This is a genomic window from Streptomyces sp. enrichment culture (assembly GCF_964272895.1).
Classification (GTDB): domain Bacteria; phylum Actinomycetota; class Actinomycetes; order Streptomycetales; family Streptomycetaceae; genus Streptomyces.
Window position 1 is genome coordinate 773496 of record NZ_OZ186832.1, and the last position, 12652, is coordinate 786147.

The 12652-nt window shown below is 71.8% G+C and carries 13 protein-coding genes; 6 read left to right on the forward strand and 7 right to left on the reverse strand.

Features of this window, described 5'->3' with window-relative positions:
* Positions 1 to 131: 131 nt before the first annotated feature.
* The 7 genes from crcB (ACSU6M_RS03450) to ACSU6M_RS03480 form a co-directional block, all read right to left on the reverse strand.
* Positions 132 to 506, reverse strand: coding sequence for a fluoride efflux transporter CrcB (gene crcB, locus ACSU6M_RS03450; RefSeq protein WP_437066907.1), 375 nt, complete (start codon positions 504 to 506; stop codon positions 132 to 134).
* Positions 503 to 856, reverse strand: coding sequence for a DUF190 domain-containing protein (locus tag ACSU6M_RS03455; RefSeq protein ID WP_437066909.1), 354 nt, complete (start codon positions 854 to 856; stop codon positions 503 to 505). Before ACSU6M_RS03455 ends, crcB (ACSU6M_RS03450) begins: the two co-directional genes overlap by 4 nt.
* Positions 853 to 1302 carry a fluoride efflux transporter CrcB gene (gene crcB, locus ACSU6M_RS03460; RefSeq protein ID WP_437066911.1) on the reverse strand — a complete coding sequence of 150 codons (450 nt, stop codon included), beginning with the start codon at positions 1300 to 1302 and terminating at the stop codon, positions 853 to 855. The genes ACSU6M_RS03455 and crcB (ACSU6M_RS03460) overlap by 4 nt, the downstream gene beginning before the upstream one ends.
* 283 nt (positions 1303 to 1585) lie before the next feature.
* A complete protein-coding gene (locus ACSU6M_RS03465) occupies positions 1586 to 2575 on the reverse strand; it encodes an SMP-30/gluconolactonase/LRE family protein (RefSeq protein WP_437066913.1) in 990 nt (329 codons plus the stop codon).
* A 107-nt stretch (positions 2576 to 2682) separates the two neighbouring features.
* Complete coding sequence (locus tag ACSU6M_RS03470; RefSeq protein WP_437066915.1) at positions 2683 to 2970, reverse strand: ArsR family transcriptional regulator; 288 nt, start codon at positions 2968 to 2970, stop codon at positions 2683 to 2685.
* Between the two features lie 345 nt (positions 2971 to 3315).
* Positions 3316 to 4872 carry a glycoside hydrolase family 53 protein gene (locus tag ACSU6M_RS03475; protein ID WP_437066917.1) on the reverse strand — a complete coding sequence of 519 codons (1557 nt, stop codon included), beginning with the start codon at positions 4870 to 4872 and terminating at the stop codon, positions 3316 to 3318.
* Between the two features lie 167 nt (positions 4873 to 5039).
* Positions 5040 to 7061: a beta-galactosidase gene (locus tag ACSU6M_RS03480; RefSeq protein WP_437066918.1), complete on the reverse strand. Its 2022-nt coding sequence runs from the start codon at positions 7059 to 7061 to the stop codon at positions 5040 to 5042.
* 182 nt (positions 7062 to 7243) lie between these two features.
* Between ACSU6M_RS03480 and ACSU6M_RS03485 the strand changes: the two genes are divergently transcribed.
* From ACSU6M_RS03485 to ACSU6M_RS03510, 6 genes are all read left to right on the forward strand, one after another.
* Positions 7244 to 8572: an ABC transporter substrate-binding protein gene (locus ACSU6M_RS03485; protein WP_437066920.1), complete on the forward strand. Its 1329-nt coding sequence runs from the start codon at positions 7244 to 7246 to the stop codon at positions 8570 to 8572.
* Positions 8573 to 8688: 116 nt separating this feature from the next.
* Positions 8689 to 9543 carry a carbohydrate ABC transporter permease gene (locus ACSU6M_RS03490; RefSeq protein WP_437074996.1) on the forward strand — a complete coding sequence of 285 codons (855 nt, stop codon included), beginning with the start codon at positions 8689 to 8691 and terminating at the stop codon, positions 9541 to 9543.
* Positions 9540 to 10445 carry a carbohydrate ABC transporter permease gene (locus ACSU6M_RS03495; RefSeq protein ID WP_437066921.1) on the forward strand — a complete coding sequence of 302 codons (906 nt, stop codon included), beginning with the start codon at positions 9540 to 9542 and terminating at the stop codon, positions 10443 to 10445. The genes ACSU6M_RS03490 and ACSU6M_RS03495 overlap by 4 nt, the downstream gene beginning before the upstream one ends.
* Entirely contained in the window at positions 10442 to 11473 is a 1032-nt protein-coding gene (locus ACSU6M_RS03500) for a LacI family DNA-binding transcriptional regulator (protein ID WP_437066923.1), read from the forward strand. The genes ACSU6M_RS03495 and ACSU6M_RS03500 overlap by 4 nt, the downstream gene beginning before the upstream one ends.
* A gap of 350 nt (positions 11474 to 11823) precedes the next feature.
* Positions 11824 to 12174 carry a VOC family protein gene (locus ACSU6M_RS03505; protein WP_437066925.1) on the forward strand — a complete coding sequence of 117 codons (351 nt, stop codon included), beginning with the start codon at positions 11824 to 11826 and terminating at the stop codon, positions 12172 to 12174.
* Between the two features lie 76 nt (positions 12175 to 12250).
* Positions 12251 to 12652: a MarR family winged helix-turn-helix transcriptional regulator gene (locus ACSU6M_RS03510; RefSeq protein ID WP_437066926.1), complete on the forward strand. Its 402-nt coding sequence runs from the start codon at positions 12251 to 12253 to the stop codon at positions 12650 to 12652.

The window sequence follows — 12652 nt, forward strand, 5'->3', positions numbered from 1 at the left end:
CTGCGGCGACGGGTGGAGCGTGGGACGGATCGGCTCGGGCGCGGCGTTGCCGACGACACTTCCGGGCGGTTGCCGACGACTCCTCCGCGCAGTTGCCGACGATGCCTCCGGGCGGTCTCGGGTGGGCCGGCCTATCCCCACAGCGCCCGGGCCAGGGCCACGCCGGCGAAGGCGGCGCCGAGGCCGGCGACGACGCTGACGGCCGCGTTGGCGAGGGCGTAGGCGCGGGCGCCGTCCTCGGCCAGGCGCAGGGTCTCGTAGGAGAAGGTCGAGTAGGTGGTCAGCGCACCGCACAGGCCCGTGCCGAGCAGCAGCTGGGTGTGCGAGCCCGCCGCGCCGGCCGCGGCGGCGCCGGTCAGCAGGCCGAGGATCAGGCAGCCGGTGACGTTGACCGCGAAGGTGCCCCAGGGCAGGACGGAGTCGTGCCGGGACTGCACCGCGCGGTCGGTGAGATAGCGCAGCGGGGCGCCGATCATGCCGCCGACGACGACCAGCAGCCAGTTCATGCCTCACCCGCTCCTTCGGCGTCGGTGAACTCGACGACCTCCACCTCGTCCAGGGTGACCAGCCCGTCGCCGACCAGCTCCGCCAGCCTCGGCAGGAAGTCCCGTACGCGCTGCTCGGCGTCGACGATCACCACGGCCACCGGCAGGTTCTCGCTGAGGGAGAGCAGCCGGGAGGTGTGGATCAGCAAGGAGGTGCCGAAGCCCTCGATGCCGCGGAAGACGGAGGCACCGGCGAGACCGGCCTCGTGCGCGCGGTGGACGATCTCCGAGTACAGGGGCCGGTGGTGCCAGGTGTCGTCCTCGCCGACGAGCACGGTCAGCCGCAGCGCCCGGCCGGCCGGGCCGCTCATCGGGGCCTCGGCAGGAACACGCGGCGGGCCGCCGTGACCGCCAGCCACACCGCGGCGAGGGCGGCAAGCAGGGTCGCGGCGAGGTAGGCGAAGGCGATGGCGGGGCGGCCGTCGTCGAGGAGGCGCTGGATGTCCACGGCGTAGGTGGAGAAGGTGGTGTAGCCGCCGAGCACGCCGGTGCCGAAGAACGGGCGCACCAGGCGGTGGACGGTCCGCGCCTCGGTGACCAGCACCATGAACACGCCGATCACGGCACAGCCGGTGACGTTGACCCAGAACGTCGTCCAGGGGAAGCCGCCGCTGTGCGCGGGCCACAGCACGGACGCGGCGTAACGCGCGGTGGCGCCGATCGCACCGCCGACGGCCACCGCAGTGACGACGGGTGCCTGGCCGTGGCGTGGTGCGGCTCGCACGGGGGTGTCCGTCCCGGTGTCCTGGGCCGTCATGTCGTCCTACGTCTCCTGCTCGCCGGGGCCGGCGTACGGGCCGCTGCCGTCGCGAGCGAGGACCGTCGGCGGCCTGCCGCAGTGTGGGTCCGGCGGGCCCCGCCCCGCCGCGTCACGCTGATCACGGACGGGCAACAAGCCTAGCGCGGGGTGTCCGGAGGGGGCATGTGGTGGGGGCGGACGGGAGCGCCCGCCGTCCACCGCCGCTCCCCCGCGCTGCACATCCCAACGCGCCGTGCATCCCGACGCACCGTGCATCCCCGTGCTGCGCACCGCGCCCGCGTCACCCGGCCGGGGGCAGGTCGCACACCGCCACGCCCCGTTCCCCCACGCTGCCCAGCACCAGGCGGCCCGCGGCCGCGCAGACGCTGGTGGTCATGCGGAAGCGGGAGTGGCGGGCGGTGAGGTGGTGGACGACGGTGCCGTGGTCGTCGTAGGCGAGGACGCCGATGGTGCCGGTGGGGCGGAAGGGGGCGTGCACGGCGGCTCGGGCGGCGGTGCGGCGGACGGCGGGGGCGGCGCGGTGGAGCAGCTCGAGGGGTGGGACGCGGGGGCCGGCGAGTGCCACCCAGATCGGTTCGTGGGGTCCGCCGCGCCAGAGGTTGTCCGGCATGCCGGGGAGGTTGTCGGCGAAGGGTTCGGCGTGTCCCGCGCGGGGCCCGGTGAGGTGGAAGCGGGTCAGGCGGCGGGCGCCGGTCTCGGCGACGACCAGGGAGGACTCGTCGGCGGACGGGGCGAGGCCGTTGGCGAACTGGAGGCCGTCCAGGACGACTTCGGGTTCGGTGCCGTCCGGCGCCAGGCGCAGCAGCCGTCCGGTGCCGGTGTGTTCGACGATGTCGCCGATCCACTGGGCGAGGGGGTAGCGGGTGCTGGAGACGGTGAAGTACACGCTGCCGTCGGCAAGGGCGACGACATTGCTGCAGAACCGCAGCCGCTCCCCTGCCGCCCGGTCGGCGAGGACGTGTACGGCACCGGAGGCGAGGTCGACGCGGAGCAGCCCGCGTTCGGCGTCGCACACCAGTAGGGCACCGTCGGGGAGGAGTTCCAGGCCGAGGGGGCGGCCGCCGGTGTCGGCGAGGGTTTCGACCCGTGGTCCGGCGGGGGGCGTCGTGCCGTCCAGGGCATCCAGGCCGTCCAGGCCGTCCAGGCGCAGGATGCGGCCGTCCTCGACGCCGGTCAGCACGCGTCCGCGCGCGTCGGTCACGACGTCCTCGGGGCCGCGACCGCCGAGGGCGATCAGCCGTCGGGGCACCAGCGTCAGGGGTGCGGTCATCGGTGCCTGCCCTTCGGTCGGGGGCCCGTCCTCGCGCCCGCGGCGACGGTGCGCCACTACGCGTCGCGCGGGGTGGACCCGGTCCGCAGCCGGCCTGCGGCCGGGCGTCACCAGCCCTTCTCGAACATGCGGGCCACCTCCGCGATCCGCACCTCGTCCCGACGGTAGCGGACGCGGCGCCGGACCCTGCGCACCCGCAACAGGCCCAGGTCGGCGAGGAGACCGAGGTGGGTGGCGGCGACCTCGGGACACAGACCGAGACGCTCGGCGACGGCGTCGGCGGTGACCCCGTCCTCGGCGGGATCACCGTGGCGTGCGGGCGGAAAGTGGGCGGCCGGGTCCTTGAGCAGTTCCAGGATTTCCAGGCGCAGTTCGCTGGTGGGAGTCCTCAGCATCTCGTCCCCCTCGACAACGGGCGCTCGTACAGCGCATTCCCACTCTGGCCCCGGGCACGCCGCCGCGTCCGGCACTTTGCCTCGCTTGTCCGGATCGAACTGTCGTGCGGGGAAGCCGTATCGGGCGTTCTGTGCGCCCTCGTACCCGCGCGCTCCCGAAGTGCGCCTCCGCACCACCGGCCGCGCACCGACGCCACCGGCCGCGCACCGACGCCACCGGCCTCGCAGCGTCGCCATCGCCAGCGACCACGCACGTCGCCGCCCACCGCGCACGTCGCCTCCGCAAACCGCGAAGGCCCGGCCGCCCCAGCGGCCGGGCCCCCTGCTCACGTCCGCGCCCGCCGCCTACCGGTGGCGGAACCAGGACATCGACGCCAGCGCCCGGTCGTCGTAGCCGAACAGGGCCTGGTTCTCCCAGGCGTTGCCCGAGGAGGCGTCGGTCGGGTCCCAGCCGTTGCCGGTGACCGCGGTCCAGGTGGCCTCCCAGTAGAAGACGCCGAGGCCGCGGCCGTTGGGGACGGCCTCCACGATGCTGGCGACGTCGTTCATCCACCGGGTCTGGCCGGCGACGGTCGCCGGGTAGCCGGAGACCAGTTCGCTGCCGAGGTCGATGACGTCCTCGTGGGAGTCCTCGCTGCCCAGCCGGAACGGGTAGGCCGTCTCGGCGACGAAGACGGGCCTGCCGTAGCGGGCGGCCGCGTCGTCCAGGGTGGTCTGGAAGTCGGACAGCGTGCCGTGCCAGTAGCCGTAGAAGGAGAGGCCGATCGCGTCGAACTTCACGCCGTTGGCCACCGCGCTGTCGAACCACGAGCGGGTGCCGGCGAGGTCGCCGCCCTCGGCGAGGTGCAGCGCGACCGTGGTGGAGGAGTTGACCGCCTTGACGGCGTCGTAGCCGGAGTTGAGCAGTCCGGCCAGCTGAGTCCAGTTGGCGGTGGAACCCTCGTTCCACAGCATGCCGCCGTTGATCTCATTGCCCACCTGGACCATGTCGGCGGTGGTGCCCTGCGCCTTCAACGCGTTCAACACGTCGTAGGTGTGCTGGTAGACGTCGCTCTTGAGCTGGGTGTACGAGTGCCCGGCCCACGCGGACGGCTTGTTCTGCTGGCCGGGGTCGCACCAGTAGTCGGAGTAGTGGAAGTCGACCAGCAGCTTCATGCCCTGTGCCTTGACGCGCTTGGCCGTCGCCAGGACCTGCGTCTTGGTGTTGTAGCCGTCGGCGGGGCCGACCCAGACCTTGAGGCGCGCGTAGTTCATGCCGGCGGACCTGAGGATCGCGACCGGGTCGCCGGCGGTGCCGGAACTGTTGCGGTAGACGCCGCCCTTGGCCTCGCTCTTGGCGAGGGACGAGATGTCCGCACCATGGATCGAGGTACCCGACGTACCGGACGCGAAGGTCAGGTCGTCAACATTGATCCAGTTGCCCGCGTTCGCGTCACTGTTGATGCTGATCGTGCACTGGTTGTTGGTCACATTGACCGGCACGACGATACGGATCCATCCGCTCGACGACACGGGCAGATCCGTGCGCTGCTCCGCACCGCCGCAGTTCTTCAGCGCTATGTACGCGGAGTTCTGGCCACCGCCCGAGCGCACCCAGGCGGTCAGCTTGTAGTTCCCGTTGGTCAGGCCCGACAGGTACTGGTAGGTCTCGACCTTGTAGGCGGAGGACGACCAGTGGCTCAGCCGGTAGCTGCCGCTGCGCCCGCCGGCCTCCGAGAAGGAGGCGCCGGTGTCGCCGTACTCGGACCAGCCGCTGGGGGTGGCGGCGGCCCCGCCGGTCTCGAACCCGCCGTTGGTGAGCGTGCCGGCCGCCTGGGCGGTCTGGGCGGGCAGGGAGGTGAGGGCGAGTCCCGCGGCGAGCGGCAGCAGCAGGGCCTTGATGGTGCGTCTGGGATGGAACATCGTCGTCCGTCGTCCCTTCGACGTGGTGGGGATGGGGGTGCCTCCCCCGGAAAGGGAGCAGCCCGGTGAGCCGGGGGCACACGGGGCCTGCGCAAGGCGCTCCCGGTGGGAGGCGGCCCCCTCCGCCCGCGGCTCGGTGCGGCTCGCGCGGGCGGAGGGGAGTCGGCTCAGCCGTCGAGTCGTACGACCCGGACGGCTCCCGCGGGCACGGGGAGGTGCCCGGCGGCGGCTTCGCCCGTCAGCAGTTCGGTGCCGGACCCGTCCAGCGGCACCTTGGCCTCGGTGGCGGTGTGGTTGATCGCGAAGAGGTAGCTGCCCTGCTCGCCGGTGCGGCGCACGACCTCCACGTCGCGGGGCAGCTCCGGGCGGGGGGCGATCCGCGCGTCCTCGGCGGCCCGGTCGAGGACGGCGTCGAGGCCGTCGGCGCCGAGGCGGGTGGAGACGTACCAGGCGGTGCCCTCGCCGAGGCGGTGCCGGGTCACGGCGGGGCGGCCGGCGGTCAGGCCGTCGGCGTAGGTCCAGACGGCCTCGGCGCCGCGCGGCACCACGAACTCCGTCCACACGTCCCCGCTGAGCTCGGCGCCGTCGGGGCCGGTCAGCCGCACCCGCTCGTCCTTCAGCAGCGGTGAGAACTCCTCGACGGTGAGGCCGAGGACATCGCGCAGCGCGCCGGGATGGGCGCCCTCGTGCACGGCGTCGTGCTCGTCGACGATGCCGGAGAAGTACGACACCACGAGGGTGCCGCCCTGTTCGACGTACCGCCTGAGGTTGGCGCCCGCGGCCTCGGTCATCAGGTACAGGGCGGGCACGACGACCAGCGGGTAGGCCGTGAGGTCGGCCTCCGGGTGGGCGAAGTCGACCGTGAGGTGGCGGTCGTAGAGGGCCTCGTAGAAGACATCGGCGCGTTCGCGGGCGTCGTGGTCCTCGCTGGGCCGCCACTCCAGGCTCTGCGCCCACCAGGAGTGCCAGTCCCACAGCAGGGCCACGTCGGAGACCGTGCGGGAGCCGCGGATCTCCTCCAACGCCCCCAGTGCCGCGCCCAGTTCGACGACCTCGCGCCACACGCGGGTGTCGGTGCCGCCGTGCGGGACCATCGCCGAGTGGAACTTCTCGGCGCCGCGCCGGGACTGGCGCCATTGGAAGAACATCGCGCCCTCGGAGCCGCGGGCCACGTGGGCGAGGGAGTTGCGGGCCATCTGGCCGGGGGCCTTGGCCGGGTTGCGGGCCTGCCAGTTGACGCCCGAGGTGGAGTGCTCCAGCAGGATCCAGGGGGCGCCGCCGGCCACGGAGCGGGTGATGTCGGCGGCCATCGCGAGGTTGACGTGGGTGCGGCGGCCGTCGGTGATCAGATAGTGGTCGTTGGTGACGATGTCGACCTCGCGGCCCCACGCCCAGTAGTCGATGGAGTCGCACTGGCTGAGGGCGGTCATGAAGTTGGTGGTGACCGGGACGCCGGGCGAGAGGCGGTGCAGGATGTCCCGCTCCCTCAGGAAGTTCTCCCGGATGGTGGCGTCGGCGAAGCGGCGGTAGTCCAGCGCCTGGGCCGGGTTGCCGACCGTCGGCGTGGTGCGCGGCGGGTTGATGTCGTCCCAGTCGCCGTAGCGCTGGCCCCAGAAGGCGGTGCCCCATGCCTCGTTGAGGGCCTCGACCGTGCCGTACGTCTCCCGCAGCCAGCGGCGGAAGTGCACCGCGCAGGAGTCGCAGTAGCAGGCCGAGACCGGGACGCCGTACTCGTTGTGCACGTGCCACATGGCCAGCGCCGGGTGGTCGCCGTAGCGCTCGGCGAGCCGGGTGGTGATGTTCGCCGCGGCCGTGCGGTAGGCGGTGCTGCTGTGGCAGATGGCGCCGCGCGAGCCGAACTCGTAGCGGGTGCCGTCGGCCGTGACCGGCAGGGCCTCGGGGTGGGCCCGGTAGAACCAGACGGGCGGGACGACGGTGGGGGTGCCGAGGTCGACGCGGATGCCGTGCTCGTGCAGCAGGTCCACCAGCCGGTCGAGCCAGGCGAAGTCGTACACGCCGGGTGAGGGCTCCAGCAGGGCCCAGGAGAAGATGCCCACGCTCACCATGGAGACGCCGGCCTCGCGCATGAGCCGGACGTCCTCCTGCCAGACGGTTTCCGGCCACTGCTCGGGGTTGTAGTCCCCACCGAAGGCGAGCCTGGTGAGGCCCTTGGGGCTGGCGTCCGGCATGGATCTCTCCCACGTAATCGATCATTTGAGAACGTGCACACACATGCTCAGCGGTGCGAGCCCAACATAACCGCACAGCAACAACCATTGACAAGTGTCCGGGATGTTTCTCTACTGTGAACGCTCACAGAAGCATGGCAGGTTCTCGCAGCAGGCGGGGACCCAGGTCAGGGGAGAGATCCATGCCCATCACGAAGCGCCGCGGGCTCCGTCGGGTCGCAGCCACCGCAGTCGCCGTCGCCGTCGGCTCCACCGCCCTCGCCGCCTGCGGCGGGTCCGACGACGAGGGCGGGGCCCGGTCCGGCCCGGTCTCGCTGACGTACTGGACCTGGACGCCCGGCATGGACAAGGTCGTCGACCTGTGGAACAAGGGCCCGGGCAAGGAGCAGCAGATCACCGTCACGGTGAAGAAGCAGGCTTCCGGCGACACCCTGGTCACCAAGATCCTCACCGCGCACAAGGCGGGCAAGGCCCCCGACCTGGTCCAGGCCGAGTACCAGGCCCTGCCGACGCTGGTCAGCAATGACGCGCTCGCGGACATCTCCGGCGAGGTGGGCGACGCCAAGGGCAAGTTCGCCGAGGGCGTCTGGCAGCAGACCACGCTGGGCACCGACGCCGTCTACGCGGTCCCCCAGGACATCGGCCCGATGATGTTCTACTACCGCGAGGACCTCTTCGAGAAGTACGGCCTGACGGTCCCCACGACCTGGGAGCAGTTCGCCGAGACCGCCCGCGCGCTGAAGAAGAAGGCGCCGGACACCGACCTGACGACGTTCTCCGCCAACGACTCCGGCCTCTTCGCGGGCCTCGCCCAGCAGGCCGGCGCCAAGTGGTGGACCACCGAGGGCGAGCGGTGGAAGGTCGGCATCGACGACCCGGCGACCCGGAAGGTCGCCGAGTTCTGGGGCGGCCTCGTCAAGGAGGGCGCCATCGACAACCAGCCGATGTACACCCCGGCCTGGAACAAGGCGCTCAACACCGGCAAGCAGATCGCCTGGGTCAGCGCCGTGTGGGCCCCGGGCACCCTGACCACCGCCGCGCCCGACACCCAGGGCAAGTGGGCCATGGCCCCGCTCCCCCAGTGGTCGACGAGCGAGAACGTCACCGGCAGCTGGGGCGGCTCCTCCACCGCCGTCACCACGGACTCCGCCCACAAGGAGGCCGCGGCGAAGTTCGCGACCTGGCTGAACACCGACGGCGACGCGCTCAACGCCCTGGTCAAGGAGAGCGGCATCTACCCCGCCTCCTCCTCCGCCCAGCTCAGCGGCGCCTTCGCCACCCCGCCGGCCTACTTCTCCAACCAGCCGGACTTCTACCGGCAGGCCGCCAAGATCGCGAAGACCACCGCGCCCGCCGCGTGGGGCCCGAACGTGAACGTCGCCTACACCGCGTTCAAGGACGCCTTCGGCGCCGCCGCGAAGAACAAGTCCGACTTCACCGCCGCCCTGAAGACGATGCAGGACGAGACGGTCGCCGACATGAAGAAGCAGGGCTTCGAGGTTTCCGAGTGACGACCGCAGAAGGGAAGCCGTACGGGGCCGAGGGGGCCCCGTACGCCCACCCGTCTCCCACCACCGCCGTCGCACGTGCGCGCAGCGCGCCCTATGTCTTCCTCCTCCCCGCGACGATCCTGTTCGCCCTGTTCTTCGCGCTGCCCATCGGGTACGCGGTCTGGCTCAGCCTGCACAAGGTGAAGGTCTCCGGGCTCGGGCTCGGGTCCGGCGCCCGCAAGGAGGTCTGGGCCGGACTGGAGAACTACACCGCCGCCCTCACCGACAGCGAGCTGCTGGACGGCGCGCTGCGCGTCCTCGGCTACGGCTGCGTCGTCGTGCCGGTGATGCTGGGCCTGGCCCTGCTGTTCGCGCTGATGCTGGACTCGGACAAGGTCAGGCTCGCCCCCTTCACCCGCCTCGCGATCTTCCTGCCGTACGCCATTCCGGGCGTCGTGGCGGCGCTGCTGTGGGGCTTCCTGTACCTCCCGGACGTCAGCCCGTTCTACTTCGTGCTGGAGAAGCTGGGCCTGCCGCAGCCGGACCTGCTGGACGGCGGGCCGCTGTATCTGGCCCTGTCGAACATCGCGATCTGGGGCGGCACCGGCTTCAACATGATCGTCATCTACACCTCGCTCCAGGCCATCCCGGCCGAGGTGTACGAGGCGGCCAAGCTGGACGGCGCCACGCCCCTGCAGATCGCGCTGAGGATCAAGATCCCGATGGTGGCGCCCTCGCTGGTGCTGACCTTCTTCTTCTCGATCATCGCCACGCTCCAGGTGTTCAGCGAGCCGATGACGCTCAAACCGCTCACCAACGCGCTGTCGACGACCTGGAGTCCGCTGATGAAGGTGTACCGGGACGCCTTCGGCACCGGTGACATCCACGCGGCGGCCGCCGAGGCCGTGATCATCGCGGTCGTCACGCTGGTGCTGAGCTTCGGCTTCCTGCGGGCCGCGAACCGAGGCAGCAAGCAGGAGGCGGCACGATGAGTTCTCTCGCCGTACGGAAGGCCCCGTCGGCGGCCGGCGCCACGGGGGCCGCGCAGGGCCGACCGCCGCTGCGCCGCCGGATCGCGCTCGTCCCGACGATCACCCTGCTCGTGGGCGCGATCTACTGCCTGCTTCCCGTCGCATGGGTGGTCGTCGCCTCCACCAAGTCCGGCAGTGAGCTGTTCTCCACGTTCACCTTCCTGCCGGGCTCAGGCTTCACCGACAATCTGAGCGACCTGAACGGCTACCGCGACGGCGTCTACTGGCAGTGGATGGGCAACTCCGCCCTCTACGCCGGTCTGGGCGCCCTGCTGTCGACGGTGGTCTCGGCGTTCAGCGGCTACGCGCTCGCCACGTACCGCTTCCGCGGCCGGGAGGCCATCTTCAACCTCCTGCTCGCGGGCGTGCTGATGCCGCCGATCATCCTCGCCGTTCCGCAGTATCTGCTGCTGGCCGAGGTGGACATGACGGACTCCTATCTGTCCGTGCTGCTGCCGCAGATCCTCTCGCCGTACGGGGTGTACCTGTCGCGGATCTACGCCGCGGCGGCCGTGCCCGGCGACGTGGTGGAGGCCGGCCGGATGGACGGGGCGAGCGAGTGGCGGATCTTCACGCGGATCGCGCTGCCGATGATGGTGCCGGGCCTGGTGACGGTGTTCCTGTTCCAGTTCGTCGCGATCTGGAACAACTTCCTGCTGCCGTACATCATGCTCAGCGACGACGAGAAGTTCCCGATCACGGTGGGTCTGCACACGCTGCTGGAGCAGGGTGCCAACACACCTGCCCTGTACACCCTGGTGATCACCGGCGCGTTCCTCGCGGTGTTCCCGCTGATCGCGCTGTTCCTGGTCATCCAGCGGTTCTGGAGCCTGGATCTGCTGTCCGGGGCCGTAAAGTCATGACCATGAGCAACACGGGGGGCCGGCGCAGGCCGCCGACGATCCATGACGTGGCGCGCGAGGCGGGTGTCTCGCGCGGCACGGTCTCGCGCGTCCTCAACGGCGGTCACTACGTCAGCCCCGCGGCGGCGGAGGCCGTGAACGCGGCCATCCGCAAGACGGGTTACGTCGTGAACCGGCACGCCCGTTCGCTGATCACCGGCCGCTCCGACTCCGTCGGCTTCCTGCTCACCGAGCCCCAGGAGCGGTTCTTCGAGGACCCCAACTTCAACGTGTTGCTGCGCGGTTGCACCCAGGCGCTGGCCGCGCACGACATCCCGCTGCTGCTGATGCTGGCGGGCACCGAGGACGAACGGCGGCGCATCACGCGGTACATCACCGCCGGGCACGTCGACGGGGTGCTGCTGGTGTCCAGCCACTCCGGCGATCCGGTGGCCCAGCAGCTGCGCGAGGCGGGCGTGCCGCTGGTCGCGTGCGGCAAGCCGATCGGGCTGGGTTCCAAGGTGAGTTACGTGGCCGCCGACGACCGCGACGGCGCCCGTGACATGGTGCGCCACCTGCTGTCGCGCGGGCGGCGCCGGATCGGCGTGGTCACCGGCCCGCTGGACACGCCGGGCGGTGTCGAGCGGCTCGCCGGGTACAAGGAGGTCCTCGCGGAGGCGGGCGTCCCCGTCGACGGACGCCTCATCGTCTCCGGGGACTACAGCCGGGCCAGCGGCGAGGCCGGTGCCGAGCGGCTGCTCGCGCAGGCCCCGGACATGGACGCGGTGTTTGTAGCCTCCGACCTCATGGCGCAGGGCGTCCTCACGGCCCTGCACCGGGCCGGGCGCCGCGTCCCCGAGGACATCGCCGTCGGGGGCTTCGACGACTCCCCCGCCGCGGTGGCCGCCAGCCCCGAGCTGACGACCATACGACAGCCCTGGGACCGCATCAGCGCCGAGATGGTCCGTGTGCTCCTCGCCCAGATAGGCGGCGAGGACCCGGCCGCGGTGATCCTGCCGACGGAGCTGGTCCAGCGCGCGTCGACGTGACGGGCGGGGCGGCGTGACCGGCGGGGGCGGCGTGACTGCCCAGGGGCGGACGTGACGGCCGGGGCTGCCGCGGCGGCATCACCGCCGGGGTGACGCCGGGCGCCGAAGCGCAGGCGTCGACCTGACCGCCGTAGCGCCTGCACCCCCGCCGTGGCGCCTGCGCCCCCGGCCTCGTGCCGGCCGCTCCGGACGTCGGTACGGCGGCCGGGGGGCCGGTTGCCCTTCGCACGGGCGCGCCGCGCTCGGCCGGAGCAACCGGTCAGGATCGGAGAAGCCGCCGTCGGTCCGCCGGACCTAGCGTGGGATCACCGGCGCGAGAGGCGCGCCGGGGACCCTTCGAGGAGCACGGTATGACCGCCGGACTGAAGACGATCATCTACCCCGTCAAGGACCTGGAGCGGGCGAAGGCCCTGTTCGGCGCCCTGCTGGGGGTGGAGCCGTACGCGGACGAGCCGTACTACGTCGGCTACAAGGACGCCGGACAGGACGTGGGCCTGGACCCGAACGGCCACGCCCAGGGGATGACGGGTCCGGTGCCGTACTGGCACGTCTCCGACATCCGGGGGACGCTCGCGGCGCTGCTGGAGGCGGGTGCCGAGCCGCTGCAGGACGTGCGGGACGTCGGCGGCGGCCGGCTGATCGCCTCCGTGAAGGACGCGGACGGCAACCTGGTCGGGCTGCTGCAGGATCCGGCGGCCTGAGCGGGCACACCGGGCCCCGCCACCCCGAGGTAGTTGCACTCTCAACGAGTGGCCGGAACGGTGTTACCGTGCGGGTATGGCAGTCAACACGGCCGGGACCCGGCTGGAAGAGCGGTGGCGGGACATCCTGTCGGTGCACGCGCGCACGATGTGCGAGATCGACCGGGCCCTGCACCCGCACGGCCTGGGCGCCAGCGACTTCGAGGTGCTCGACCTGCTCGCCGCGGACACCCGCGAGGACGGCGAGCAGTGCCGGGTCCAGAACCTCGTCGGACGGGTGCATCTCAGCCAAAGTGCGCTGTCCCGGCTGATCGGCCGGCTGGAGAAGGACGGACTCGTCGCCCGCTCGGTGTGCGCCGAGGACCGGCGCGGTGTCTGGGTGACGCTGACCCCGAAGGGCCGTGCCCTGCACGCGCGGGTGCTGCCGCTGCAGCGGGAGGTCCTGGCGCGCATGCTGGGGTCGGCCGAAAACCAATGA

Coding starts and splice junctions, on each gene's coding strand:
- ACSU6M_RS03475 (WP_437066917.1), bottom strand. CDS start 4,872: ATGTTCCATCCCAGACGCACCATCAAGGCCCTGCTGCTGCCGCTCGCC.
- ACSU6M_RS03495 (WP_437066921.1), top strand. CDS start 9,540: ATGAGTTCTCTCGCCGTACGGAAGGCCCCGTCGGCGGCCGGCGCCACG.
- ACSU6M_RS03500 (WP_437066923.1), top strand. CDS start 10,442: ATGACCATGAGCAACACGGGGGGCCGGCGCAGGCCGCCGACGATCCAT.
- ACSU6M_RS03510 (WP_437066926.1), top strand. CDS start 12,251: ATGGCAGTCAACACGGCCGGGACCCGGCTGGAAGAGCGGTGGCGGGAC.
- ACSU6M_RS03485 (WP_437066920.1), top strand. CDS start 7,244: ATGCCCATCACGAAGCGCCGCGGGCTCCGTCGGGTCGCAGCCACCGCA.
- ACSU6M_RS03470 (WP_437066915.1), bottom strand. CDS start 2,970: ATGCTGAGGACTCCCACCAGCGAACTGCGCCTGGAAATCCTGGAACTG.
- crcB (WP_437066907.1), bottom strand. CDS start 506: ATGAACTGGCTGCTGGTCGTCGTCGGCGGCATGATCGGCGCCCCGCTG.
- ACSU6M_RS03465 (WP_437066913.1), bottom strand. CDS start 2,575: ATGACCGCACCCCTGACGCTGGTGCCCCGACGGCTGATCGCCCTCGGC.
- ACSU6M_RS03480 (WP_437066918.1), bottom strand. CDS start 7,061: ATGCCGGACGCCAGCCCCAAGGGCCTCACCAGGCTCGCCTTCGGTGGG.
- ACSU6M_RS03505 (WP_437066925.1), top strand. CDS start 11,824: ATGACCGCCGGACTGAAGACGATCATCTACCCCGTCAAGGACCTGGAG.
- crcB (WP_437066911.1), bottom strand. CDS start 1,302: ATGACGGCCCAGGACACCGGGACGGACACCCCCGTGCGAGCCGCACCA.
- ACSU6M_RS03455 (WP_437066909.1), bottom strand. CDS start 856: ATGAGCGGCCCGGCCGGCCGGGCGCTGCGGCTGACCGTGCTCGTCGGC.